This is a genomic window from Pseudomonas sp. C6002 (assembly GCF_013385805.1).
Classification (GTDB): Bacteria; Pseudomonadota; Gammaproteobacteria; order Pseudomonadales; family Pseudomonadaceae; genus Aquipseudomonas.
Genome location: NZ_JACAPH010000009.1, coordinates 74,246 through 97,815 on the forward strand (window position 1 = coordinate 74,246; position 23,570 = coordinate 97,815).

At 62.7% G+C, this 23,570-nt stretch carries 25 protein-coding genes and 1 pseudogene; 10 read left to right on the plus strand and 16 right to left on the minus strand.

The features are described 5' to 3' along the window. The first annotated feature begins 52 nt into the window (after positions 1-52). Both HX817_RS04070 and HX817_RS04075 read left to right on the plus strand, forming a co-directional pair. Positions 53-202 (plus strand): hypothetical protein, encoded by a 150-nt coding sequence (locus tag HX817_RS04070; RefSeq protein ID WP_177039830.1) that lies wholly within the window; start codon positions 53-55, stop codon positions 200-202. 67 nt (positions 203-269) lie between these two features. Continuing rightward, entirely contained in the window at positions 270-1,133 is an 864-nt protein-coding gene (locus HX817_RS04075) for a sensor domain-containing diguanylate cyclase (RefSeq protein ID WP_008434731.1), read from the plus strand. On the opposite strand, the gene HX817_RS04080 is transcribed toward HX817_RS04075, so the two are convergent. After that, positions 1,130-1,756 (minus strand): LysE family translocator, encoded by a 627-nt coding sequence (locus HX817_RS04080; protein ID WP_177039831.1) that lies wholly within the window; start codon positions 1,754-1,756, stop codon positions 1,130-1,132. The genes HX817_RS04075 and HX817_RS04080 overlap by 4 nt on opposite strands. A gap of 95 nt (positions 1,757-1,851) precedes the next feature. Next, a complete protein-coding gene (locus tag HX817_RS04085; RefSeq protein ID WP_102368774.1) occupies positions 1,852-2,478 on the minus strand; it encodes a glutathione S-transferase family protein in 627 nt (208 codons plus the stop codon). 145 nt (positions 2,479-2,623) lie between these two features. Between HX817_RS04085 and HX817_RS04090 the strand changes: the two genes are divergently transcribed. Together HX817_RS04090 and HX817_RS04095 are read left to right on the plus strand one after the other, a co-directional pair. Then, the gene (locus HX817_RS04090; protein ID WP_008434728.1) at positions 2,624-2,785 is read left to right on the plus strand and encodes a DUF2986 domain-containing protein; all 162 of its coding nucleotides are present in this window, start codon (positions 2,624-2,626) and stop codon (positions 2,783-2,785) included. 46 nt (positions 2,786-2,831) lie between these two features. Beyond that, entirely contained in the window at positions 2,832-3,365 is a 534-nt protein-coding gene (locus tag HX817_RS04095; RefSeq protein ID WP_177039832.1) for a hypothetical protein, read from the plus strand. On the opposite strand, the gene HX817_RS04100 is transcribed toward HX817_RS04095, so the two are convergent. Continuing rightward, the gene (locus HX817_RS04100) at positions 3,360-3,800 is read right to left on the minus strand and encodes a helix-turn-helix domain-containing protein (protein ID WP_003215603.1); all 441 of its coding nucleotides are present in this window, start codon (positions 3,798-3,800) and stop codon (positions 3,360-3,362) included. The genes HX817_RS04095 and HX817_RS04100 overlap by 6 nt on opposite strands. Before the next feature lie 109 nt (positions 3,801-3,909). Here HX817_RS04100 and HX817_RS04105 point away from each other — a divergent pair, with 109 nt between their 5' ends. Continuing rightward, positions 3,910-4,689, plus strand: coding sequence for an SDR family oxidoreductase (locus tag HX817_RS04105; protein ID WP_177039833.1), 780 nt, complete (start codon positions 3,910-3,912; stop codon positions 4,687-4,689). A gap of 9 nt (positions 4,690-4,698) precedes the next feature. Here HX817_RS04105 and HX817_RS04110 read toward each other — a convergent pair whose 3' ends face one another. The 4 genes from HX817_RS04110 to HX817_RS04125 all read right to left on the minus strand — a co-directional run bounded on the left by HX817_RS04110 (position 4,699) and on the right by HX817_RS04125 (position 9,283). Beyond that, positions 4,699-6,264, minus strand: a complete 1,566-nt coding sequence (locus HX817_RS04110; protein WP_177039834.1) for a DHA2 family efflux MFS transporter permease subunit — start codon at positions 6,262-6,264, stop codon at positions 4,699-4,701. Then, complete coding sequence (locus tag HX817_RS04115; protein WP_008434719.1) at positions 6,261-7,370, minus strand: HlyD family secretion protein; 1,110 nt, start codon at positions 7,368-7,370, stop codon at positions 6,261-6,263. Before HX817_RS04115 ends, HX817_RS04110 begins: the two co-directional genes overlap by 4 nt. A 22-nt stretch (positions 7,371-7,392) precedes the next feature. Continuing rightward, a complete protein-coding gene (locus tag HX817_RS04120) occupies positions 7,393-7,914 on the minus strand; it encodes a helix-turn-helix domain-containing protein (RefSeq protein WP_177039835.1) in 522 nt (173 codons plus the stop codon). Positions 7,915-8,098: 184 nt separating this feature from the next. Beyond that, a complete protein-coding gene (locus HX817_RS04125) occupies positions 8,099-9,283 on the minus strand; it encodes an MFS transporter (RefSeq protein ID WP_003215607.1) in 1,185 nt (394 codons plus the stop codon). A 94-nt stretch (positions 9,284-9,377) separates the two neighbouring features. On the opposite strand from HX817_RS04125, the gene HX817_RS04130 reads away from it, so the two are divergent. The 4 genes from HX817_RS04130 to HX817_RS04145 all read left to right on the plus strand — a co-directional run bounded on the left by HX817_RS04130 (position 9,378) and on the right by HX817_RS04145 (position 14,592). Next, complete coding sequence (locus tag HX817_RS04130) at positions 9,378-10,271, plus strand: LysR family transcriptional regulator (RefSeq protein WP_177039836.1); 894 nt, start codon at positions 9,378-9,380, stop codon at positions 10,269-10,271. Positions 10,272-10,523: 252 nt separating this feature from the next. Beyond that, complete coding sequence (locus HX817_RS04135; protein ID WP_003215609.1) at positions 10,524-10,979, plus strand: (2Fe-2S)-binding protein; 456 nt, start codon at positions 10,524-10,526, stop codon at positions 10,977-10,979. Beyond that, positions 10,979-13,231, plus strand: a complete 2,253-nt coding sequence (locus tag HX817_RS04140) for a xanthine dehydrogenase family protein molybdopterin-binding subunit (RefSeq protein ID WP_177028422.1) — start codon at positions 10,979-10,981, stop codon at positions 13,229-13,231. Before HX817_RS04135 ends, HX817_RS04140 begins: the two co-directional genes overlap by 1 nt. Positions 13,232-13,248: 17 nt before the next feature. After that, entirely contained in the window at positions 13,249-14,592 is a 1,344-nt protein-coding gene (locus HX817_RS04145; protein ID WP_003215611.1) for a cytochrome c, read from the plus strand. A gap of 139 nt (positions 14,593-14,731) precedes the next feature. Here the strand turns inward: HX817_RS04145 and msrA are convergent, their stop codons facing one another. From msrA to HX817_RS04180, 7 genes are all read right to left on the minus strand, one after another. Then, positions 14,732-15,238 carry a peptide-methionine (S)-S-oxide reductase MsrA gene (msrA, locus tag HX817_RS04150; RefSeq protein ID WP_087693735.1) on the minus strand — a complete coding sequence of 169 codons (507 nt, stop codon included), beginning with the start codon at positions 15,236-15,238 and terminating at the stop codon, positions 14,732-14,734. After that, complete coding sequence (locus tag HX817_RS04155; RefSeq protein WP_003215615.1) at positions 15,235-16,722, minus strand: MFS transporter; 1,488 nt, start codon at positions 16,720-16,722, stop codon at positions 15,235-15,237. Before HX817_RS04155 ends, msrA begins: the two co-directional genes overlap by 4 nt. Before the next feature lie 202 nt (positions 16,723-16,924). Continuing rightward, complete coding sequence (locus HX817_RS04160) at positions 16,925-17,395, minus strand: Lrp/AsnC family transcriptional regulator (protein ID WP_003215617.1); 471 nt, start codon at positions 17,393-17,395, stop codon at positions 16,925-16,927. A 27-nt stretch (positions 17,396-17,422) separates the two neighbouring features. After that, positions 17,423-18,730: an FAD-binding oxidoreductase gene (locus HX817_RS04165; RefSeq protein WP_008434708.1), complete on the minus strand. Its 1,308-nt coding sequence runs from the start codon at positions 18,728-18,730 to the stop codon at positions 17,423-17,425. 83 nt (positions 18,731-18,813) lie between these two features. Further along, complete coding sequence (locus HX817_RS04170; protein ID WP_003215621.1) at positions 18,814-19,653, minus strand: transporter substrate-binding domain-containing protein; 840 nt, start codon at positions 19,651-19,653, stop codon at positions 18,814-18,816. 74 nt (positions 19,654-19,727) lie between these two features. Further along, complete coding sequence (locus HX817_RS04175) at positions 19,728-20,492, minus strand: amino acid ABC transporter ATP-binding protein (RefSeq protein WP_023658742.1); 765 nt, start codon at positions 20,490-20,492, stop codon at positions 19,728-19,730. Positions 20,493-20,507: 15 nt separating this feature from the next. After that, on the minus strand, positions 20,508-21,473 hold the full coding sequence (locus tag HX817_RS04180) for an amino acid ABC transporter permease (protein ID WP_177039837.1): 966 nt from the start codon (positions 21,471-21,473) through the stop codon (positions 20,508-20,510). A gap of 282 nt (positions 21,474-21,755) precedes the next feature. Between HX817_RS04180 and HX817_RS04185 the strand changes: the two genes are divergently transcribed. Further along, complete coding sequence (locus tag HX817_RS04185) at positions 21,756-22,412, plus strand: peroxiredoxin-like family protein (protein WP_177039838.1); 657 nt, start codon at positions 21,756-21,758, stop codon at positions 22,410-22,412. Here the strand turns inward: HX817_RS04185 and HX817_RS04190 are convergent. Further along, the gene (locus HX817_RS04190) at positions 22,409-23,296 is read right to left on the minus strand and encodes a LysR family transcriptional regulator (protein WP_177039839.1); all 888 of its coding nucleotides are present in this window, start codon (positions 23,294-23,296) and stop codon (positions 22,409-22,411) included. The two genes, HX817_RS04185 and HX817_RS04190, sit on opposite strands and share 4 nt — an antisense overlap. 71 nt (positions 23,297-23,367) lie before the next feature. Beyond that, positions 23,368-23,517: pseudogene (locus HX817_RS04195) on the minus strand (FAD-dependent oxidoreductase); the annotation flags it as partial. Positions 23,518-23,570 lie beyond the last annotated feature (53 nt).

Consider the following 23,570-nt stretch of genomic DNA (forward strand, 5'->3'; position numbering starts at 1 on the left):
GCCGGGTGTTCAGCATAGCAATCATTCGTTCATTATAAAAACCGAGTGTCGAATGATCTGGTGCGTGTTCCACCTCTGCGACTATTGGCCGTTGCTGCTCTGGCGGGCGCTCTCCTACGACCTTGAAGGGTGGCGCAGCCTGCTGGTGGCGACGCAGTTGGCGCAGCAACATTGCCGGGGGCTATTCTGCGGGCCGCTATGATTCCTTTTCGCCATCCTTCGGGATCGGGCTATGATCGCCCAATCCGAACCAGACGCTCCCCAGACCTATGCCCGTTGACCTGCAAGCCCTCTATCCCAAACTGATCCACTTGATGCTGGATACGGTGTTCGTGGTCGACAGTGAAAATCAGATCGTGTTTGTGAGTGATGCCTGCGAAGCGCTGCTGGGGTACCGCGCCGAGGAACTGACCGGCACCCTGATCACCCACTACATGCACCCTGAAGACCTGGCCCGCACCCGGGCGTCGATTGTGCGGGTCATGAATGGCAAGCCCCACGTCGACTTCCGCAACCGCTACATCCGCAAGGATGGCAGCGTGGTGCACATTCTGTGGGCGGCCTTCTGGTCCGAGGAAGTGGGGGCGCGGATCGGTGTTGCGCGGGACGTAACCGCCCTGACGCAGGCGGAGGAAGAGCTGCGTTTCCTCGCCCATCACGACCCGTTGACGGCCCTCACCAATCGCTCGCTGTTCAATGACCGGTTGGACGAGGCCCTGCAAGCCGCTCACCACCACAAAAGTCCTCTGGCCTTGCTGTTTCTGGACGTGAATGACTTCAAGGCCATCAATGATGTGCACGGGCATGCCGTGGGCGACCGCGTGCTTTGTGTGATTGCACGACGGTTGGAAGGGTGTGTGCGTGAGAGCGACCTGGTGGCCCGGATGGGCGGGGATGAATTCACCGTGCTGCTGACGGATATTCAATCACCGGAAGCCGTGTCGGCCAAAGTGCAGCAGATAGTTGCGGTGATGACCCAGCCCCTGAGCGCTGAGTTTGGCGCGGTCAAGATGCCGTCCTGCAGTATCGGCGTAGCGTTTTACCCGGCGGATGGAGCAGATGCCGACAGCCTGCTCAGCCACGCGGACGGTGAGATGTACCGGGTTAAAAGGCAGCGGTTTGCAACCGATTAACGCTGCTGGAAAGCAATCTTCAGCCCCAACCCCATGAACAGCGTCCCAATGATCTTCCCCTCCCAACGGCGCAGCCTTGCAAGCCCCGTCATCCATTGGCTCAACGGACCAATCGCCAGCGAAATCAGTGTGGTGTACACCGCACTGAGCCCCGAGAAGATCAACCCCAGCACCGCGAACTGCGCCAGGGAAGAACCCGATTCCGGGTGAATGAATTGCGGCAGGAAGGCCAGGAAGAAAATCGCGGTTTTCGGGTTCAGCACTTCGGCAACCACCGCCTGGAAATACGCCTGGGTCGAGGTCACGGTGGGCAGGTCTTTGCGCGTGGTGGCGCCAGGCTTGGCCATGAAGGCGCGTACGCCCAGGTAGATCAGGTAACAGGCGCCGACGATTTTGACCACGTTAAACGCCACGGCCGAGGTCATCAGGATGGCCGACAGGCCGAGCGCCGCGCACAGCGTATGGATCAGGTCGCCCGAGGCCACCCCCAGCCCGGTGGCAATCCCGACCTTGCGCCCACCCTGGAGGGTGCGGGTGATCACCAGCAGCACGGCTGGGCCGGGAATCAGGAAAAGGCCGATGACCACGGCGACATACGTCAGGATGGGGGCGAGTTCGAACATGCTGTGTTATCTCAATGCCGGATGCGTCCTACAGTAATCCTCATCCCGGGGATTAACGCAATACAGATGAACACCCGCCGGAACCGCCTGGCCTTTTACTTCGCGAACGCGTATGCGCCACCCTGTTCCAGCGCCTTGCGATACGCCGGCCGTTCCTGAAAGCGTTGCACCCACGCCGCCACATTCGGGTAGGCCTGCAGCTTGCCCTGAGCCCGGGCGATTTCGCCGATGAAGCTCATCTGGATATCCGCGCCGGTCAATTCGTCACCCACCAGGTACGGCGTGAGCCCCAGTGCGTTGTCCAGATAACCCAGGTAGTTCGCCACCTCGGATTCGATACGCGGATGCAACGGCGCACCCGCGTCACCCAGGCGCCCGACGTACAGGTTGAGCATCAGTGGCAGCATGGCCGACCCTTCGGCGAAGTGCAGCCATTGCACGTATTCGTCATAGGTTGCAGTGGCCGGATCCGGTTGCAGGCGGCCGTTGCCATGGCGGCGAATCAGGTAGTCGATGATGGCGCCGGACTCGATCACCACGTGGGGACCGTCTTGAATCACCGGTGATTTGCCCAGGGCATTGATCGCCTTGAGTTCAGGGGGCGCGAGGTTGGTTTTCGGGTCGCGCTGGTAGCGCTTGAGCTCGTAGGGCAGGCCGAGTTCTTCGAGCAGCCACAGGATGCGTTGCGAACGGGAGTTGTTGAGGTGGTGGACGATGATCATGGTGGCTCCGCTGGGCGAGAATAGAGGCGTATAGGGACAGACCGTGGTGGCGCTGTGGAGTGCCGTGAATTAAATCTGCTTCGATAAAGGCATGAAAGATGGATAATCACGCCGGCAAGCACTGATTACACACCGGATAGAAAACATGAATCGTCAAAAAAAACTACAGCAGCTGTTCAAGGCCAAGGCCAAAAAGGCCAGCGCCAAATTGGCACCGGCCAAAAAGGATAAATACATCAGCAAAGCAGACCGATTGAAGCTGGCTGCCGAGTCCGGTGATGAGCCTGTTGTTACCTCTGAGAGCTGATCCAGAAGGCCTAAGCATTACCTGATAGGGAATCGACGGAAAAACCATGAACACTGCTCAACTCGCGATTCAGCACTACATACTCGCCAAGGACGGCAACCGCCCGCATTTGCTCAGCCGGGCGTTTGTTCCCGAGGCAATCCTGGACATGGTGGTACGCACCGGGTCCATCTCGTTTCCGCCCCACGTCGAAGGGGTGGGCGGCATCGGCGATGTGCTGGTGAGGCGGTTCGGGCAGACCTTTGAAAACGTCTATACGTTTTGCCTGGGGCAGCCACCGCAGGCGGGGGCCAAAACCTATCAGTGCAAATGGCTGGTGGGCATGTCCGACAAGAACTCCGGCGAAGCCCGGGTTGGGTGCGGGGTGTATGAATGGCAGTTCAATGCCGAAGCGGGGCTGGTCGAAAGGCTGACGATTACCATCGAGCATATGAAGACGCTGCCGGCGTCAGACCTGGGGAACGTGATGAGCTGGGTGTCCGGCCTGAGTTACCCATGGTGCAGCCCGCAAGCCGCCGTGAGCGAGGCTCCTGATATTCACGGGATTGGAGAGGTGCTCCAGTACCTTGCGGCCTTATGACTCGGTGTTGCACCGTAGATCGAAATCCGCCCGTGCCTGTTCAATCTCCTCCAGGTTGTTTGCCGCCCAGACCCACACGCCACAAAAGGCGGCACCCAGCGTAAAGCCGAGGGTTGTCAGGCTGTATTCGACCTTCGGCGGTACGACGGGGTAGACCTTGCGCACCACCAAGCCGTCCCTCTCCATCCCCCGCAAAGTCTGCGTCAGCATCTTCTGGCTGATGCCGCCGACTCGCTCACTCAGGCGCGTGAAGCGCAGCGGCGTCGTCTCGATCAAGGCTTCAAGAATCAGCATGGTCCATTTGTCTGCAACGCGACCTATCAGGTCGGTCACCAGAGGCGCGATCCGTGGGTCCAGATCCTTCGGGGGTGTTTGCCGGGCATAAAACTGGGCGGCGGCAATCTGCTCGTCGGTAAAGCCAGGGTGTTTGTTCATTCGTTGGACGCTCTCTTTCAGGTGCGTATAGATCTTTTGGGTGCCTACTTACTTAAGGCCAGTGTATCCCTCAAGCTCCTTGCGTGTGACCCACCATTGGAGAGTTTCGATGAAGATGACCGGACGAACAGTGCTAGTGACGGGAGGTTCGAGTGGTATCGGGCTTGAGCTTGCCCGCCAGCTTGTGGCACGAGGCAATACCGTGATCGTGACGGGCCGCGATCAGCACAGGCTGGACGAGGCGCGGCAACTGCTGCCGAGCCTGCACACGTTTCAAAGCGACGTGCGTGACCCCGCCAGCATCCAAACGCTGTTTGCGGCAGTCACCGGTCAGTTCCCTGGGCTCGATACGCTGGTGAATAACGCGGGCGTGATGCGCAATATCAAGCTGGCCGGGGAGCGGGCGCTGGAGGACGTGACTGAAGAGATCGAGATCAACCTGAACGGCCCGATCCGGATGATCCAGCAATTTCTTCCCTGGCTGCTCAAGCACCCGCGCGGCCTGATTGTTAACGTCTCGTCCGGGCTGGCGTTTGTGCCGTTTCCGGCGGCGCCCGTCTACAGTGCGTCCAAGTCCGCATTGCACGCTTACACCCAGTGCCTGCGGGCACAGCTTCAGCACAGCGCCGTCACGGTGGTGGAGCTTGCCCCACCCGGCACCGAAACACCGCTGCTCAGGGCCGAGTTCGCGGAAGAAATGAAGAACGAAAAAGGCATGGACCCGGTGCTGATGGTGCAGCACTGCATCCGGCAAATCGAAGCCGGCCAACTGGAAATATGCCCGGGGTTGAGCAAGGTGCTGAAGGTGGCCAGCCGGGTTGCGCCTGGCCTGATATTCAAACAGATGACCAAGCTCAGCCGGCTGGCGCCGTTGCGGCCTTCAACATGATCGGACGATTCAATGCGCATCCGCAGTCGGCTGCTTCGGCGGCTGCACCTTGCGCATCAACGGCACCAGCAGCACCGCGATGACAAAGCACACCATGATCATCAGGAAGGCATCCGCATAGGTCAGCGTTTGCGCCTCGCGCCAGGTCAGCGCCCACAGCTGACTCAGCGCGAACTGGCTCGAATCCAGGCTGTTTTGCCCCAGCAACTGGGCATTCCCCGAAAGCTGGTCAAGCCACACGTTCATCGATTCGTTTCGGATGTTCAGGTGTTCCGCCAGGCGCAGGAAGTGCAGGTTGGTGCGGTCATTGAGCACCGTGGCGCAGGCGGCGATGCCGATGGCGCCGCCGAGGTTGCGCATCAGGTTGAACAGGCCCGAGGCGAGCTTCAGGCGGTCGGGGGCCAGTGCGCCGAGGGTCAGGGTGACCACCGGCGGCACTGCCATTTGTTGAGCAAACCCGCGTATGGCCTGGGGCAGCAGCAGCTCCTTGGCGCCCCAGTCATGGGTGATGGGGGAGAAGTCCCACATCGACAGGGCGAACAGCGATAACCCGAACATCAGGATCCAGCGCAGGTCGAAACGATTGGCCAGCAAGGCGTACACCGGGATCGCCAGCAACTGGAACACCCCCGTGGAAAACACGGCCAGGCCGATATCCAGCGAGCCGTACCCGCGCACCCGCCCGAGAAACAGCGGTGTGAGGTAGATGGTGGCGAAAATGCCGATGCCGGTGATAAATGAAAACAGGCAGCCCAGGGCGAAGTTCCTGTCCCGAAGCGCGCGCAGGTCGACGATCGGCTCCTTGATCTCCAGGCAACGCCAGATAAACAGCCCGCCGCTGATGGCGGCTATCCAGGCAGTGGTCGAGATGGTGCTGTCGCTGAACCAGTTCCAGCGCGGGCCTTCTTCGAGGGTGTATTCCAGGCAGCCGAGAAACACCGCCATCAACGCCATGCCGATATAGTCGGCGCCCTTGAGCAATGACGGGTTGGGGCGGTCGACCTTGACCAGCATCGGCACCGCAAAGGTCACGAAGAGGCCGGGCAGCAGGTTGATGTAGAACAGCCAGTGCCAGGAGGAGATGTCGGTGATCCAACCGCCCACGGCCGGGCCCAATGTGGGCGCCAGGGACGCGATGGCGCCGATGGTGGAGGCGGCGATCACCCGCTGCTTGCCGTTGAAGTACATGAACGCGGTGGTGAACACCAACGGAATCATCGAGCCCCCCAGGAACCCCTGCAAGGCGCGAAACGCGATCATGCTCTGGATGTTCCAGGCCATCGCGCACAGCAGGCTGGTCAAGGTGAACCCGGCCGCCGACGCCGCGAACAGCCAGCGCGTGCTCATCACCCGGGAGAGCCAGCCTGACATGGGGATCACGATGATTTCCGCGATCAGGTAGGCGGTCTGCACCCACGCCGTATCGTCCGCGCCGGCAGACAACCCGCCGCCGATGTCCTTGAGGGAGGCGGAGACGATCTGGATGTCGATCAAGGCGATGAACATGCCCACGCACATGGTGGCGAAGGCCGCGACTTTTTGTGCGGTGCTGAGGGCGGGCAACGGGCTGTTCATAGCTGGGCCTTGAGGGCGCTGGCCTGGTCCTCGAACGCCTCATCGGTGTTGACCTTCGCCATCACCGACAGGCCCGGACGCAGGGCGCCGAAGTCGGCATCGTTGCTATCGAGGCGCACGCGCACCGGCACTCGCTGCACGATCTTGGTGAAGTTGCCGGTGGCGTTTTCCGGCGGCAGCACACTGAATTGCGCCCCGGTGGCGGGGGCCAGGCTCTCGATGTGCCCGTGGAATTCACGGCCGGGGAGGATGTCGGCGCGGATGCTCACGCTTTGCCCGACCTGCAGGCGCCCCAATTGGTCTTCCTTGAAGTTGGCATCCACCCACAATCCTTTCGCGGGCACCACCGAGATCAGTTGGCTGCCGGCCGCGGCGTAGGCACCGACCCGGGCGCGGCGGTTGCCCACGTAACCATCCACCGGCGCCCGCAGTTCGGTATAGCTGATGTTCAATTGCGCCTGGTCGCGTTCGGCCTGTGCCTGTTGCAACGCGGCACGCGCCTGGCCGCGCTGGGTTTCAATCACGTCGATTTGCCGGCGCGCCGCCATCAACCCGGCCTGTGCCCGGGAGTGGTCGGCGCGGGCGGTCTTCCATACGGCGCTGACCCGTTGTGCGCTTTCGACCGATACGGCCTGGCTGCGTACCAGGTTCTGGTAACGTGTTTGATCGTCGCCGGCCCGTTGGGCTTCGGCATCGGTGGCGTCGATCTGTGCCTTGGCCTGGTTGATCACCGCCAGTTGCAGTTGTTCGGTGGCGTCGAGGTTGGCGAGCGAGGCCTGTTGCGCGGCCACGGCGCCGTCGGCCTTGGCCAGGGCCGTGCGGTAGTCGCGCACATCGATGCGCGCCAGCACGTCGCCGGCCCGTACGAACTGGTTGTCCTGCACCGTCACTTCGCTGATATAGCCCGGCACTTTGGCGCTGATCACCGTCACATCCGCCCCGACATAGGCGTCGTCGGTGTCTTCGATAAACCGGCTGACCAGCCACCAGTGACTGGCGTACCACACGCCGCCCGCCACGGCCAGGGTCAGCAGCCCCAGGCGCAAAACCTGTTTGCGCCGGGATGGTTGGGTGGGTTCGGGCACAGCGCTGACTGGAGCGTCCATGACGAAATGACCTCGTTGAGTATTAGTGGGGGAAGGGGCTGACCAACTGGTCTTTTTCGGCGTAGGCCCGGCCGGTTCGTGCGCGCCACAGGGTCAGCGGTTCGGCATCGGCGCTGACATGTACGCGGTGGCCCGCACGGGTGATGGGTTTGCCGGTGTTGGCATCCATCAACGCCAGCGCCACCGGGCGCCCGGTGGCCTCATCGGCGAGAAACACCTTGGTCGAGCCCTCGGCATGCCGCGCGCCCCAGGCCATCAGCGTGAGAATGACCTGGCGCAAGTCCCGGCCCGCTTCGGTGAGGTGGTACTCATGGCGCGGCGGGTTGTCCTGGTACGGGCGCCGTTCCAGCAAGCCGCCGGCCACCAACGCATTCAGGCGGCGGGTCAGGGTGTTCGAGGCGATCCCGAGGCTCTGCAGGAACTCGTCGAAACGGCGCAGCCCGTAGAACGCATCACGCAGGATCAACAGGCTCCAACCATCACCGATGTGCTCCAGGGCACGGGCGACCGGGCAGGACATGGGTTGGAAGCTGGCTTTCTTCATGAGGGGCTCCGGGATCTGTTGCTAAATATTACGCAAGTAATATTGCACAGTGGATTTCATAATGAAAGTCACTAGTTGAAATTTTTTGCAGCGATGGATGGCGGCCAGGCAGACGCAAAAAAGCCCCGGGATTCGGGGCTTTTCAGAGGGTAGGGTGTAGAGGGCCGTGTGAGCGCGGCTGTCCTTATGCCTGCGCCGGTTCCTGGCAGATACGTGAACCTGTGCGCCGCGAGCGCCAGCCAAGGCCCAGCACCATCAGCAAACCCAGGGCCGCCATGATCGCGCCAGCCAGTGAAATGGCCGGGTAGCCCAGCCCTGCGTTGATCACTGCTCCCCCCAGCGCCGCGCCGATGGCGTTACCGAAGTTGAACGCACCGATGTTCATCGCCGAGGCCAGGTTGGGTGCATCCTTGGCGGCTTCCATCACGCGCATTTGCAGGGGAGGTACCAGCGCAAAGCTGGCGGCGCCCCACAGCAGGATCGACAAGGCGGCGGGCAGCGGCCATTGCATGAGCACAGAGAAGGCCAGCAGCACGGCAATCAGGACCACGAGCGACGTTATCAGGGTGCGGTCCACCGAACGGTCCGCAGACTTGCCGCCCCAGACGTTGCCGAGGGTCAGGCCGATCCCGAACAGCACGAGCATTGCGGTGACGAAGTTGGTCGAGGCGTGGGTGACATCCCGCAGAATCGGCGCGATATAGGTAAACACCGTGAACATGGCGCTGGACCCCACCACGGTCAACGCCAGCGCTGCCAGTACCGGCCCGCGGCCCAGTACGCGGATTTCGGCCATCAGGCTTCCCCCTTTTGGAGCGGGCGTATTCGGTAGCGCCCACCACAGGGCCACCATCACGAACGCCCCGAGCCCGCTGATGCCCCAGAACGCCGTACGCCAGCCGAAGTTCTCGCCGAACCAGGTTGCCAGGGGCACGCCACCGATGGTCGCCAGGGTCAGCCCGAGGAACATCGCGGCGACGGCCCCCGCGCGTTTGTCGGGCGCCACCACACTCGCTGCCACGATGGAGCCGATGCCGAAGAATGCCCCGTGATTCAGCGATGTCACCAACCGGGCGACCATCAGGGTCTGGTAGTCGGTGGCCAGGGCTGACAGCAGATTACCCAGGGTGAAAATGGCCATCAGGCCCACCAGCAGATAACGGCGCGCCACCCTGGCTGTCGCGAGGGTCATGATCGGGGCGCCGATCAGCACGCCCATGGCATAGGCGCTGACCAGCAGCCCGGCGGCGGGAATGGAAACACCGAGGTCGGCGGCGATCCCGGGCAACATGCCCATGGGGGCAAACTCGGTGACCCCGATGCCGAAGGCGCCGATGGACAGTGCTACAAGGGGTGGGTTGATACGCATGGGTGACTCCTCATCTTTGTATCAAATGCTACAATCACGACTTTTCAGGCGGTAGCCCTCGGCAGGGCACTACAGCTTTGCGTGGAGATCACAAGTGGACATAGGCGGTCGGTCGGGGGAGATGGCGGTGTTCGCCAGGGTCGCGGAGCAGGGTAGCCTCTCGGGGGCGGCTTGGGTGCTGGGCCTCACGCCGTCATCCATCAGCCGCATCATCACCCGCATCGAGGGGCGCATAGGCACCCGCCTGCTGCTGCGCACCACCCGGGCGATCACGCTCACCGCCGAAGGCGAAGCGTATTTGCGCGGCGCCCGGCGGATCCTGGCGGACATGGCCGAAGTCGAGGATGCGATCACCGACCAGGGCGCGCCACGGGGGCGGCTGAGGGTCAGCGCGGCGCTCGCACACGGGCGGCTGTCGATCGTGCCGCTGGTTGCCGCGTTCAGCGCGCGCTACCCGGCCATCGTGGTTGAGTTGCGGCTGGAGGATGAGGTGGTGGATATCCTGGGCGGGCAAGCGGACGTTGCAATCCGCTTCGGTCAATTGGCCGACAGCCCCTTGACCGCTCGCCTTATCGGCTCCATCGGCGAGGTGATCGTGGCTTCCCCGGACTACCTGGCGCGTCATGGCACGCCGCAGGTGCCGCAGGATTTGCTCAACCACAACTGCCTGCGTTTCAACTTCCGCCGGGCAGCGCCCGACTGGCCGTTTCGCGTGGACGGGCGCGATTTTTCGCTGCAGGTGTCGGGTACGATCGAGGGTAACAGCGGGGAGGTATTGTCCCAGCTGGCCAAGCTGGGTGCCGGCATCGCGCGCATTGGCGCATTCAGCGTGGCAGATGACCTGGCCAGCGGTGATCTGGTGCCGTTGCTTGAAGCGTACAACCCCGGAGACCAGGAGCCGATTCACGCGGTGTTCGTCGGCGGCGCGGCGATGCCTGCGCGGGTCAGGGCATTTGTCGACTTTCTGGTGGAACACCACCCGGCGTGACCGCCACTGACACCACAGGCCGCTCCTCCCCTGACGCAATCCTCTTGAATACTTGCCTAATCCTGCGATCTTGCCCACCCCTGCATAGCGCCTTGATGAACCAGGGTCTAAAGTCATTCCCATCGCCCGCTAGACTAGTCAAACCACGCGCGCGCGAACCAGACGGGCCATCGATGCCCAGCGGCGAGGCCCCGTCTTGCCGTCTAAAAATACTAAAAAATGCAACACCAACCGATGATCAGCGGGTGAGCCATGGAATTACGAATTAACCAGCAGACCCACCAAGTCGACGCCGAACCCGACACGCCCCTGCTCTGGGTCATCCGCGACAACCTGGGCATGACCGGCACCAAATACGGCTGCGGCCTGGCGCAATGCGGTGCGTGTTCGGTGCTTGTGGACGGCAATGTCGTGCGTTCCTGCGTCACGCCCGTTTCCGGCGTGGTCGGCCGCGAAATCACCACCATCGAAGCCATCGAGTCCGATGACGTCGGCAAGCGGGTCGTCGCCACCTGGGTCGAATACCAGGTCGCCCAATGCGGCTACTGCCAATCCGGCCAGGTAATGGCGGCCACCGCGCTGCTCAAGCACACGCCCAAGCCCAGTGATGCGCAGATCGAGGCCGCGATGGTCAACCTCTGTCGCTGTGGCACCTATAACGCCATTCATGCCGCCGTGCATGACCTTGCGCAGAAGGGAGAGGCCTGATGAACATTCGCATTGATCCCACTGCGCTGCCCTTGGTCGCGGCGCTGACTGACCCGGTGAACCTGTCCCGCCGTCGCTTCCTGGCCAGTACGGCCGTGGGCGCGCTGGTGATCGGTTTTGGCCTGCCGCTGGGGTCTGGCCGAGTGCAGGCGGCCACCGCCGCGGCCACGGCCGAACGCGGTACGCAGGTGCCGGCCTTTCTGGAGATTCGCCCGGACAACACGATTCGTTTGCTCAGCCCGTTTATCGAAGGCGGCCAGGGCACGTTCACCGCGATGGCGCAGATTGTCGGCGAGGAGTTGGACGCCGACCCGGCCACGTTCCTGGTTGAGTGTGCCCCGCCCGGTGAAGCCTTTGTGGTGATGGAGAACGGCATGCGCATCACCGGCGGCAGTATGTCGGTGCGGATGAGTTACCCCACGATGCGCCGGCTGGGTGCGCTGGCCCGGGCCATGTTGCTGGAGGCCGGGGCGCAGGCGCTGAAGGTGCCGGTGAGCGAGCTGTCGACCGAGCCGGGCAAGGTGGTACACGCGGCGTCCGGGCGTTCCCTTGCGTATGGCGAGTTGGCCGGGCGGGCGATGGACCTGCCGGTACCGGATGTGTCCAGTGTGAAGCTGCGCGACCCAAGCCAGTTCCGTTGGATCGGCAAGCCGGTGAAGCGTCTCGATGCGTATGACAAGTCCACCGGCAAGGCGCTGTACAGCATTGATATGAAGGTCGACGGCATGCTCCATGCCGCCGTGCAGCATGCGCCCCGACTCGGCATGACCGTGGGCAGCCTGCGCAACGAAGACCAGGTCAAGGCCATGCCGGGCGTGCACTCGGTGCATCGCCTGCCCGGTGCGGTGGCGGTGGTGGCCGAGCGTTGGTGGCATGCCAAGCGTGCGGTGGAGTCGATTCAGGTCGACTGGCTGGAGCCGACGGCTGATTCCAAGGTGCGCGGGATGCCGAAGGACTTTTCCAGCGACGAGCATTTCAAGCGCCTGGCCGCAGAAACCGGCCCGGCCCGTGATGATGAGAACGAGGGCGACGTGGCCGGCACGCTGGCCAATGCCAAGACCAGGGTCGAGGCCACTTACCACAACCAGTACCTGCACCATGCCCAGTTGGAGCCGCCTTCGGCGCTGGCGCGCTTCAACCCTGACGGTTCGCTGGAGATCTGGCTGCCGAATCAGGCGCAGGACATGTTCCTGGCCGATATCGCCAAGCGCACCGGCCTGGCCCCGGAGCGCATTACCCTGCATTCGCCGTTGTTGGGTGGTTTTTTCGGGCGGCACTTCCTGTATGACTCGGCCAGTCCTTACCCGCAGGCCATCGAGTTGGCCAAGGCGGTGGGGCGCCCGGTGAAGTTGATCTGGAGCCGCGAAGAAGAATTCCTGCGGGATGTGCTGCGCCCGGTCGCAGCGGTGAATTTCCGTGGGGCGCTGGACAGCGACGGCTGGCCGGTGGCGATTGAAGCGGTGAGCGCCACGGAGGGACCGACCGAGGCCCTGGCGGGCAAGCAGGGCGAGAAGCTCGACCCGACGGCCCTTGAGGGACTGTCCGGCAAGTCCTATGCGATTCCCAACAAGCGTATCGCGCAGATCTATGTGAAGGGCCCGGTGATGCTGGGCTACTGGCGTTCGGTGGGCAATTCGCTGAATGACTTTTTCTACGAATCCTTCCTGGATGAACTGGCCGACAAGGGTGGCAAGGACCCGTTCGAGTTGCGCCTGCATCTGTTGCGGGATAACCAGCGGCTGACCACTCTGCTGAAGGCGGTGGGCGAGTTGTCGGGTGGCTGGAAACGTGGGCCGTTTGTTGCCGAGGACGGCAGCAAGCGCGCACGCGGGGTGGCGATGGCGTCACCGTTCGGCACCCAGACGGCGGTGATTGCCGAGGTGTCGATCGAGAACGGCCAGGTCAAGGTGCATGACATCTGGCAGGCAGTCGACCCGGGCAGCATCGTCAACCCGGCGATTGTCGAGGCGCAGGTGAATGGGGCGGTGTCGCTGGGCTTGTCCCAGGTGCTGTTGGAGGAAGCGGTGTATGTGGACGGCTTGCCTCGAGCGCGTAACTACGATTTGTACCCGGTGCTGCCGCCTTCGCGGATGGCCCGGGTGCACGTGCGCGTGATCGAGAGCGGGGAAAAAATGGGCGGTATTGGCGAACCGCCGCTGCCCGCCGTGGCGCCTGCCGTGGCCAACGCCGTCGCGGCGTTGACCGGGCAGCGTGTTCGCAGCATGCCGTTAAGCCGCCACTCCTTCACCTGACCGGGGCCTGAGCACTTATGAACAACCGTCGATTCGCAAGAACCGTTGGCTGGCTGGCGCTGCCGTGCCTGGTCGCCGCAGGCCTGCTGGCCTGGTATGTCACCCGCGAGCCTGTCTCGCCGCTGGGGGCCGAGCCCGTCGCCACGGACCCGGCGCTGGTCGCCCGAGGCGAGTATGTCGCCCGGCTCAGCGACTGTGTGGCGTGCCACAGCGTGCCCAACGGCAAGCCCTTTGCCGGTGGCCTGGAAATGGCCACGCCGCTGGGGGCGATCCACGCCACCAACGTCACGCCAGACCCGGAAACCGGCATTGGCAGCTACAGCCTCGCCGACTTCGACCGCGCGGTGCGCCAGGGTGTCGCGCCGGGTGGGCGCCGCCTGTATCCGGCGATGCCGTATCCGTCCTACGCCAAGCTCAGCGACGATGATGTGCGCGCCCTGTACGCGTTCTTCATGAAGGGCGTGGCGCCGGTGCAGCAGGCCAATATCAAGAGTTCGATCCCGTGGCCATTGAATATGCGGTGGCCGATCGCGCTGTGGAACGGCGTGTTTACCGACAGCAAGCCGTATGTCGCGAAGGCCGGGAAGGATGAACTGTGGAACCGGGGCGCCTACATCGTGCAGGGCCCGGGGCATTGCGGCAGTTGTCACACACCACGGGGCCTGGCCTTCAACGAGAAGGCACTGGATGAAAGTGGCAAGCCGTACCTGGCCGGTGGCTTGCTCGACGGCTGGTACGCACCGAGCCTGCGGGATGATCCCAACACCGGCCTGGGGCGCTGGAGCGAGCCGGAAGTGGTGCAGTTTCTCAAGACCGGTCGCAACAAACATGCGGTGGTTTATGGCTCGATGACCGAGGCGTTCAACAACTCCACGCAGTTCATGAGCGACGATGACCTGGCGGCGATTGCACGCTATCTGCGGTCGTTGCCGGGCGACGAGCAGCGCGACGGTGCGGCCTGGCAGTATCAGGCGGTGTCGGCTGCGCAACGCCTGGATGCGCCGGGTGCGCATACCTATGTGACCCGCTGCGCCTCGTGCCACGGGCTGGAAGGCAAAGGGCAACCGGACTGGATGCCGCCGCTGGCCGGCGCCACCTCCGCACTGGCCAAGGAGGACGCCTCGGCGATCAACATCACCCTCAATGGCTCGCAGCGCGTAGTGGCGGCCAATGTGGCGGACGCTTATCGCATGCCGGCGTTCCGTGAGCAGTTGTCGGACCAGGAGATTGCTGAAGTGCTGACGTTTGTGCGCGGCACCTGGGGCAATCAGGGTGGGGCGGTGGATGCCAAGGCGGTGGGCAAGTTGCGTGAGCACACGGGCCCGGCGAGCAGCAGCCCGATCATTCTGCAAATGCGCTGAGGGAAATGCGCCTTGTGAGGGAGGCGCTTTGTGTAGGAACTGCTTTATGTGGGAGCGGGCTTGCTCGCGAAGGCGGTGTGTCAGTGAAGAACTTGCTGACTGACACACCGCCTTCGCGAGCAAGCCCGCTGCCACATTTTCAGGCGCGTTTCGGCAGCTTCCAGTTGGGTCGGATGAAGTGGCAGGTGTAGCCATTCGGAATCCGCTCCAGGTAATCCTGATGCTCCGGCTCCGCTTCCCAGAAAGGCCCCGCCGGTTCGATTTCCGTCACGACACGGCCTGGCCACAACCCCGAGGCATCCACATCCGCTGCGGTGTCTTCAGCGATGTCGCGTTGCTGTTCGCTCAGGTAATAAATTGCCGAACGGTAGCTGGGGCCCAGGTCGTTGCCCTGGCGGTTGGGCGTGCTGGGGTCGTGGATCTGGAAAAAGAACTCGAGGATCTGCCGGTAAGTGATCACCGTCGGGTCGAAGACGATCTCGATGGCTTCGGCATGGTTGCCGTGGTTGCGATACGTGGCATTCGGCACATCGCCGCCGGTGTAGCCGACCCGCGTGTGCAGCACGCCGGGGTAGCGGCGCAGCAGGTCTTGCATGCCCCAGAAGCAGCCGCCGGCGAGCAGGGCGGTTTCGGTCGGGTTGGTCATGGTCTGTGCTTCCCCTTGTTGGATACCTCGCTAGTTATGGGGGCAGGTTGGACGATTCCAAGGTCGAGGGGCGCGCCTTCGATCGGCTTTGTCCGCGTTGCCCGCAGCGCCATCAACAGCGCCAACACGGGTGCCAGGGTAAACAGCGCGAACAGCCAGCGCGCGGCATGGGCGATGCCGCCATTGCCCGCCACTTCATTGATGCCCGCCATGTTCGAGATCACCCCCGCCAGCGCCGCGCCCATGGCCATGGCGAACAGTTGCAGGGTGGTGATCGACGAAGCGGCCGTGTCCTTGTCCTGTTCCGAAGCCACTTGCAGGATGCGCGTCAGCAGGTGCGGCCAACCCAGGCCGATGCCGAACCCCACCAGGAACAGCCCCAGGCAGATAGGGGCCAGCAATGTCCATTCGCCCTGGCTGGCGATGGGCGTAGTGATCGCCAGCATCATCAAGCCCGCCACGATAAACAATGGCCCCGCGATGATGGCGCGATGTGGACCGCGGCCGGTCCAGCCGGAGCTGATGATTTCCGAGACCGTCCAGCCGGCCGCCATCAGCGCGGCCATGTAACCGGCGATCAGCGGCGACTGGCCATGCAAGTGCTGCAGAAAGTACGGCATGAAGATCTCGCTGCTCATGCCGATCACCAACAGGCAGGTGGTCGCATAAAGCGCGCAGAGCGGGGTGCTGAACTTCAATGCATCCCGGGGCAAAAGACGCACGGTGGCGCTGGACTCCTTGCGGATCAACAGCACCACCAGCACGACACAGGTGGCGATACCCAACAGGTTCCAGCTCGGCAGCGCCGAGACGCTGCCGGCACACACCGCCAGCACCGCGCCCGCCAGCAGCACCAGTTGCGGCACCGGCAAACGGGCGGTGGCGGTCGCCGTGGTGTCGCGTGGGGGCAGGGCGCGGCTGGTGAGTACCATGTACGCCAGGCTCACCGGCACCATCGAGCCGAAGGCCAGGCGCCACGCGTCCATCTCGGCAAACACGCCACCCACCGCCGGCCCGACGAGCGTCGCCACGCCCCACATCCCCGACACCAGTGCCATTGCGCGCGGCCACAGGCGCTCTTCGAACACCAGTTGGATCATCGAGTAACACAGGGCCAGCAAGACCCCGCCGCCCAGTCCCTGGATGGAGCGCCCCGCGAGCATCACCGGCATGTTCGGCGCCAGGGCACAGATCAGCACGCCCACCATGAACACCAGTGTGGCCAGCGCATACGCCAGCCGTGGACCGGTGCGTTGCAACAACTTGGAGGTGAGGGCGGAACCGAGGATCGAGGCCACCACGTACAGTGTGGTGCTCCACGCATAAAGCGCCAGGCCGCCGATTTCGGCCACCACCGACGGCAGGATGGTGGTGGCGATGTAGGTGTTGGTGGCATACAGCGCGATGCCGCCTGAAAGGGCAATGGAGCGCGTGGCGTTCTTGCCGCTAAGCAACTCGCCCCAACTGCTGTCTTGGGTTTGCATCAACGATTCCTTGTAATGCGTTCGCGGTATGGAAGCCGGCGAAGGGCATAAGCGTCAGGCTTGAGGTAATTAACCAAGCAATTGCTTTTAATATTGCGTTGAGGCGAATTATTTTGCAAGGAATGACTTGTCAGGTGGCTGAGTCGCTATGGCAGCCGAGGGGGGAGCGTGAGACGCGCGGTTTCCCACGGCCGGCAGCACTTCACACCATCAGTTTCCGGCTGAACTTGGTTTCCATCACGATATGCGAAGCGGTGTGCGCCACCCCTTTGATCATGTTGATCCTGATGAGCTCGGCATTGAGTTCGCTCAGGGTGGCGGTGGCCAGGTGAATGATGAAATCGGACTCCCCCGAGACCGCGTAAACGGCCTGCACCGCTTCCATCCTGCGCAGCGAGGTCATCACATCGGTGTAGCTCTTGTTGGTGCAGGAGGTCATGGTAAAGCAGGTCACCGTCTGCTGAAGCCGGTCCTGGTCGATGCGCACGCTGTAGCCGGTGATGACGCCGGCCTTTTCCAGGCGGGTAATCCGCTCCTGCACCGCAGAGCGCGAGACCCCGAGCTTGCGGGCCAATGACGCGGTGGGTTCGCGTGCGTTGGCTTGCAGCAGGCCAAGCAATTGCCTGTCCTTGTCGGTGAGGTTAAACAATGGACCGGGATTCTGCGTATCCATGGACACGTCCTTGACCCTCGCTGGGGTTCAGTTTTTATGAGTCGCCCTGTGTTGCGAGCGCTTTTCCTGAAACATATCCATCATTTTCAGGCCGGCGTAAACCGTTTGTGCGGCCGCCGGGCCCAGGGGGCCGCCATTCCATTCCAGGCCGTAGGCATCGAACAGGCGGTAGCGATCGGTTTCGCCGCAGATCGCCTCGGCGATGACGCGTGCGCCGATCGGCGCGGTGTTCATACCATGGCCACCAAATGATGTACACGCCCACAATCCCTGCCCCAGCGGGCCAATGTGCGGCATCTTGTGCCGCGCATAACCCATCAACCCGGACCAGGCCTTGTCGATCCTGATGCCGCGCAATTGTGGATAAACGTCGAGGATATCCTGCGTCAGCAATTGCCCCAGGCGTTTCTCATCCTGCAGGTTGCGCGTGGTAATGCGGCCGCCCCAGAGCAGGCGGTCGCCCTCGACGATGCGGTAATAGTCCGAGGCCCGGCGGTTATCGCCCACGGCATCGGAGGTACAGACCGCCTCGGCCAGGCGATCGCCCAGGTGCTCGGTCAGCACCGCATAGGTCGCGATCGGCAGGAAGGCGCGGCGTAATTTGCCGAACTCAGGCCCCCCATAGCCGCCGCAGCAGTACACCACGTGGGCACAATCGACAGTGCCCTGATCGGTGATGACCCGGTGTCGCCCGTTGCGGCTTTCGACGGCGGTCATGGGCGAGCGTTCATGGATTTTGCCACCACTTTGCTCGATCAGTCGGGCCAGGCCGAGGCAATAGTTCAAGGGGTGGAAGTGAAAGCCATGGTTGTCGCGCAGCGCCTGGAAATACCGCTCGGTCTTGAGCTTTTCGCGCACCGCCTGGCGATCCAGGTAGTCGAGGTGAAAGTCGAAATCCGCGGCCATTTTGTCCCGCACGCGCTGCAGGTTGTCGCCATCTTCGTAGCGCACCACACTCAGTTTTCCCGGGGTTGGCGTGCAGCCGGGCAACTGATGATGGGCGATCATGCCCCGAACAATCTCGACGCCTTCAAGCGACAGTTTGAACAGCGCGGCGGCCGTCGGTTTGCCGCAGCGTCGCTCGATGGCGGCCAACCCTTCGGACCAGCCCTGGAGCACGAAGCCACCGTTGCGCCCCGACGCTCCCCAGGCCACGCGACCGGCATCCAGCAGCACCACCGACTGCCCCCGGGAGACCAGCTCCCACGCCGTGCTCAGCCCCGCCAGCCCGGCGCCGATCACGCACACATCGGCCCGGGCGTTGCCACACAGCGCCTGGCGTTCAGTCGTGTCGCGCATCGTGGCGGTGTAGTAATTGTTGTTATAGGTGTACATGAAGTCGGTCGTCCTTTTTTTGCGGCGCAGGCGTACAGCGCGCCGCGTCGAGGACGGGGCGCCTGTACGGCCTGTGGGGTTTTTTACTGCACCTGGGTAAGGTCGGCGCCGTACCATTTCTCTGACAATTGCTTGAGCGTGCCGTCGGCTTTCATGTCGGCGACGATCTTGGTCAGCGCGCTGTTGAACGCCTCATCGCCCTTGTCCACGGCGATGGCCAGGGGTTCGTAGTAGGCGGGTTTGCCTTCCACCCTGACGATGGGGTAGCCATTCTTGACGGCGGCGACGATGGTGGGCAGGGCGGACAGGGTTGCGTTCAGCCGCACCCCGTCTCCCATGCGCAGGTCATCCAGCGGGCCCATGCTGTCGCCGTACGTGCGAACTTCGCCGGGGGTGACTTCGTAAGTGAACGGCGGCACATCGGCGGCGTCGATCTTCAGGCGGCGGTTGATATAGTCCTCCGAAGTCGTACCGGCTTCGACGCCGATGATCTTGCCGTTCAGGTCCGCCACTTTGGTCTCGGCCGCGTCCTTGTGCACCGCGAATACATACGGCGTGTAGTAGTAGATCGCGGGGAAGTCGAGCACCCGGGTGCGCTCGGTGGTCGGGGTCATGGAGCCGACCGACAGGTCCCAGCGGCTCGACCAGCGCCCGGCGGTGATGATCCCGTATTCGGGCGTCACGAAGTCGACTTTGCTGCCCAGGCGTTTGCCGATTTCGCTGGCGACGTCGATATCGAAGCCTTGCAGCTTATTGTCCGGGCCCAGGAACGATTGCGGTGGCCAGTTGGCCGAGGTGGCCACCTTGATCACCTTGGTTTCATGGATGCGGTCGAGGGTCGAGCCCGCCCAGGCCGCGCCTGTGAGGCTGGTGAGGGCGGTGGCGACAGCGGCTGCGGTGAAGAAGCGAGTGAACGAGATCATGGGTAAGCCTCCAGTATCTTGAGTGCGGTGCCTGTTGTTTTTATCGGTGACTTCGCAAGGTTCGACGGTGCTGCTCAGTGGCTGAGAATCTGCGACAGGAATTCCCGGGCACGCTCGTGCTGCGGGTTGTCAAAAAACTCGGTGGGTTTGGCTTGCTCGATGATGCAGCCCTGGTCCATGAAGATGATCCGGTCGGCCACCCGCCGGGCGAATCCCATCTCGTGGGTGACGCAGACCATGGTGATGCCGTCCTGGGCCAGTTCGCCCATCACGTCCAGCACTTCCTTGACCATCTCGGGGTCAAGGGCCGACGTGGGCTCGTCGAACAGCATGATGCGCGGGCGCATGCACAAGGCCCGGGCAATGGCGACGCGCTGCTGCTGGCCGCCCGAGAGCTGGCTGGGGTATTTGTCGGCCTGGTTCCCGATGCGCACCCGATCCAGGTATTCATAGGCCAGTTCGCGGGCCTGGGGCTCGCTGAGCTTGCTCACCAGACGCGGTCCCACCATGAGGTTCTCCAGCACCGTCATGTGCGGGAACAGGTTGAACTGCTGGAACACCATGCCGACCTGGCGCCTTATGCCCGCCACGCAGGCGGCATCACGGGTCAACTCGGTGCCCTCGATGAACACGTGGCCTTTCTGGAAGTCTTCCAGCAGGTTCAGGCAGCGAATCAACGTGGACTTGCCGGAGCCCGACGGCCCGCAGACCACCACGATTTCACCGCTGGCAATGTGCAGGTCGATGCCCTTGAGCACATAAAAATCGCCATACCATTTATGCATGTCCTGGATCGATATTGCAGGGTATGGAGCAGGGACTATTGAGGGCTGATTCATCGTCATGCTCCTGGTTCAGCGATGGGCGCGGTTGAAGTGCTTTTCCAGGCGGGCCTGGACGGTTTCCAGCACGATCGACAGCAGCCAATACAGCACGGCGGCGGTGATCAGCATTTCCAGGTGCCGGAACTCGGCGCGTCCCTGGGTTCGTGCCAGGAACATCAGCTCCCAGACGCCGATCACCGACACCAGCGAACTGTCCTTGAGCATCGAGATGAACTGGTTGCCCGTTGGCGGAATGATCAAGCGCATGGACTGCGGGAGAATCACCCGGGTCATCGTCTGGAACGGGTTCAGGCCAATCGCCCGCGAGGCTTCCCACTGGCCCCGCGAGATGCTGCTGATACCGGCGCGGAAGATCTCCGTCAAGTAGGCGCCATAACACAGCGAGAGCGCCAGGATCCCGGCTGGAACCGCCCCGACGACATACCCCAGTTGAGGGATGCCCAAGTAAATCAGATAGATCTGGATCAGCAGCGGGACGCCGCGGAAAAACGAGGTATAGAAGCTCGCAATCGCAATCGCGAAGCCGTTGGAAGACAAGCGCGCGGTGGCGCCCAGCAGCGCCAGGACGAACGCAATCGCAATCGAAATCGCCGACACGTAGACGGTGGTGAACACCCCCTGGGTGATCATGAAGCCGATTTTGGTCGCGATGAAACTGTAGGAAAGGTTGAAGGTGTCGAAGAACAACAGGAACAGCACCAGCAACTCGCACCAGACCGTGATGATCTGCGCGCGCAAGGGAAAGCGGCCTAGGATGAACAGGTTCAGCACCACCGTCAGGGTGAGCGTGCCGCCCACTGCAATGTCACGCGCCAGTGGTGCCTTCAGGTCGAGAACGATGGGGCCCATCAAGTGGGAGAGGCGGCCTTCACCGACGCCGCAGGCGAGCGTGATGATGAAAATCACCACGGCCACCGCGCCCATGAATACCGCGCTGTCCGTCATGCGGGTCTTGACGATATGGTCTCTGTACATGGCTTACACGCCCCGGGGTGAGCCCCTTTATTGTTGTAAGCCCATTATGGGTTGACGAAATGCCGGGCGGCACCCTGCGGATTGTTGGGATTTGCGGTTTTTATGAGCGTATGAGGCGAGGGGAACCCTACATCTGCCGGAATCTTCTGGCACAGCAAGCGCATTCCACCGAAGAATAGTTCCTATGCTTTTAGCCTCTCTACTGCCGCACCCTGCAAAAAGGAATGCTGGTCTGGCGATTAAAACCGGGCGTTCAAGCGTCCCCAATCCCAGGAACTGAACATGACTCTTCAAGCAAAACTCGATGCATTCAAGGCTGACTTCGTGGCCGGTAAACCACCGTATAACGCGCCGCCCCACGTGCACGCGCTGATGAAGCGCGCCACCGACGAACTGATTGCCAGCGGCCAGGCCGAGCGCGCGTTGAAGGTTGGCGACAAAGCCCCGGCATTCAAGCTCAACGACCCGGACGGCAATCCTGTTTCCTCCGTGGAGCTGTTGGCCAAGGGGCCGCTGGTGATGACCTTCTACCGCGGCGTTTGGTGCCCGTACTGCAACATGGAGCTGCAAGCGCTGGAAGAAGCCTTGCCCGCATTCCGTGAGCTGGGTGCGAGCCTGGTGGCGATTTCCCCACAGAACAACGTGAACAGCCGCAAGTCGGTGCGTGAGAACAAGCTGAGCTTCCCGATCCTGTCCGACACCCTGAGCGATGTGGCCGATGCATTCGGCCTGCGTTTCAAGTTGCCCGACTATCTGGTGGATTTGTACAAATCCTTCGGCAACGATCTGCCGGCCTTCAACAATAACCCGGCCTGGGTGTTGCCCATGCCGGCACGCTTCGTGATCGGGCAGGACGGTGTGATCACTTATGCGGAGGTCAACCCGGACTACACCCGTCGCCCGGATCCGTCCGAGCTGATTCCAGCGCTGCGCGGTTAACGGTTTTCCATCAACTGCTCAACAAAGTCGACAAAGGCGCGGGCCTTGGCGCTTGCCATCCGCCCGGTGGGGAAGATCGCCCACAGGTCCAGCTCCGGCAGCGCCCAGTCCTGAAGCACCGCTACCACCTCGCCACTCGCCAGCTCGGGTGTGAACATCCAGGCTGACGAGACGGTGAGGCTGTAGTTCGACAACACCGCTGTACGCACCCCTTCGGCAGCACTCACACGAACACGGCCAGAGAGCGTGGCCGATTGTTCGCTGCCGTCCTTTTTGAATGACCATGAGGTACCACCTCCGCCCAGCGCATAGATCACCGCTTCGTGATCGGCCAGGTCGGCGGGGGACTCAGGTCTGCCGTACCGTTCGAAGTAAGCCGGTGTACCCAGCACGAGCCGCCGGCACTGGGCGATTTTTCTCGCGGTCAGATTCGAATCGCTGAGGTTGCCCATGCGCAACGCCACGTCGATGCCTTCTTCAATCAGGTTCGTCGAGCGGTCGTCCAGGCGCAGGTCAACATCCAGCTGCGGGTGCATTTCCAGGAAGTCGCCAAGGTGCGCAAGAATGTGCAACCGGGCGAAGGTGGTCGCTGCCGAAATACGCAGGGTGCCGGTCAGCCCGGCAGCCGACCCGCGGGCGGCAAGTTCGGCTTCGTTCGCCCCCTCGATAACCTTCCTGGCGTGCTCGAAAAACAGCGTGCCGGCCTCGGTGGGCGTCAAGCCGCGGGTCGAGCGGATCAGCAGGCGCACACCCAGGTGCTCTTCAAGTTGCGCGATGGTTTTTGAAATAGCCGGTTGCCCGACGTCCAGACGCCTGGCAGCCGCAGAAAAGGAACCTGTCTCTACTACGTAGACGTAGGTTTCCATAGCCGCCAGCCGATCCATTCTGTACTTCCCCGCAATGATTCATCTCTTTGCGGGCAGTCTGCCGGGATTGCCGGGGAGGCGCCAGTACATCAAGGCTTGCGGTAAGCCATGTATTCGTTCTGCAAAACAATGTGATCCGCCACGTACGTCGCATCGTGCCAAACCCCATAGATAAACGAAAACGCGCGGTTCACCAGGTTCGGCAAACCCAGAAAGTAAATCCCGCTCTCCGCCGAAATTCTGGGCGCGCCGTCCATTGGCACTCCTGATTCAGCAAGCACTCACCCTGTGG

Coding starts and splice junctions, on each gene's coding strand:
- HX817_RS04070 (WP_177039830.1), top strand. CDS start 53: ATGATCTGGTGCGTGTTCCACCTCTGCGACTATTGGCCGTTGCTGCTC.
- HX817_RS04075 (WP_008434731.1), top strand. CDS start 270: ATGCCCGTTGACCTGCAAGCCCTCTATCCCAAACTGATCCACTTGATG.
- HX817_RS04080 (WP_177039831.1), bottom strand. CDS start 1,756: ATGTTCGAACTCGCCCCCATCCTGACGTATGTCGCCGTGGTCATCGGC.
- HX817_RS04085 (WP_102368774.1), bottom strand. CDS start 2,478: ATGATCATCGTCCACCACCTCAACAACTCCCGTTCGCAACGCATCCTG.
- HX817_RS04090 (WP_008434728.1), top strand. CDS start 2,624: ATGAATCGTCAAAAAAAACTACAGCAGCTGTTCAAGGCCAAGGCCAAA.
- HX817_RS04095 (WP_177039832.1), top strand. CDS start 2,832: ATGAACACTGCTCAACTCGCGATTCAGCACTACATACTCGCCAAGGAC.
- HX817_RS04100 (WP_003215603.1), bottom strand. CDS start 3,800: ATGAACAAACACCCTGGCTTTACCGACGAGCAGATTGCCGCCGCCCAG.
- HX817_RS04105 (WP_177039833.1), top strand. CDS start 3,910: ATGAAGATGACCGGACGAACAGTGCTAGTGACGGGAGGTTCGAGTGGT.
- HX817_RS04110 (WP_177039834.1), bottom strand. CDS start 6,264: ATGAACAGCCCGTTGCCCGCCCTCAGCACCGCACAAAAAGTCGCGGCC.
- HX817_RS04115 (WP_008434719.1), bottom strand. CDS start 7,370: ATGGACGCTCCAGTCAGCGCTGTGCCCGAACCCACCCAACCATCCCGG.
- HX817_RS04120 (WP_177039835.1), bottom strand. CDS start 7,914: ATGAAGAAAGCCAGCTTCCAACCCATGTCCTGCCCGGTCGCCCGTGCC.
- HX817_RS04125 (WP_003215607.1), bottom strand. CDS start 9,283: ATGCGTATCAACCCACCCCTTGTAGCACTGTCCATCGGCGCCTTCGGC.
- HX817_RS04135 (WP_003215609.1), top strand. CDS start 10,524: ATGGAATTACGAATTAACCAGCAGACCCACCAAGTCGACGCCGAACCC.
- HX817_RS04140 (WP_177028422.1), top strand. CDS start 10,979: ATGAACATTCGCATTGATCCCACTGCGCTGCCCTTGGTCGCGGCGCTG.
- HX817_RS04145 (WP_003215611.1), top strand. CDS start 13,249: ATGAACAACCGTCGATTCGCAAGAACCGTTGGCTGGCTGGCGCTGCCG.
- msrA (WP_087693735.1), bottom strand. CDS start 15,238: ATGACCAACCCGACCGAAACCGCCCTGCTCGCCGGCGGCTGCTTCTGG.
- HX817_RS04155 (WP_003215615.1), bottom strand. CDS start 16,722: ATGCAAACCCAAGACAGCAGTTGGGGCGAGTTGCTTAGCGGCAAGAAC.
- HX817_RS04160 (WP_003215617.1), bottom strand. CDS start 17,395: ATGGATACGCAGAATCCCGGTCCATTGTTTAACCTCACCGACAAGGAC.
- HX817_RS04165 (WP_008434708.1), bottom strand. CDS start 18,730: ATGTACACCTATAACAACAATTACTACACCGCCACGATGCGCGACACG.
- HX817_RS04170 (WP_003215621.1), bottom strand. CDS start 19,653: ATGATCTCGTTCACTCGCTTCTTCACCGCAGCCGCTGTCGCCACCGCC.
- HX817_RS04175 (WP_023658742.1), bottom strand. CDS start 20,492: ATGAATCAGCCCTCAATAGTCCCTGCTCCATACCCTGCAATATCGATC.
- HX817_RS04180 (WP_177039837.1), bottom strand. CDS start 21,473: ATGTACAGAGACCATATCGTCAAGACCCGCATGACGGACAGCGCGGTA.
- HX817_RS04185 (WP_177039838.1), top strand. CDS start 21,756: ATGACTCTTCAAGCAAAACTCGATGCATTCAAGGCTGACTTCGTGGCC.
- HX817_RS04190 (WP_177039839.1), bottom strand. CDS start 23,296: ATGGATCGGCTGGCGGCTATGGAAACCTACGTCTACGTAGTAGAGACA.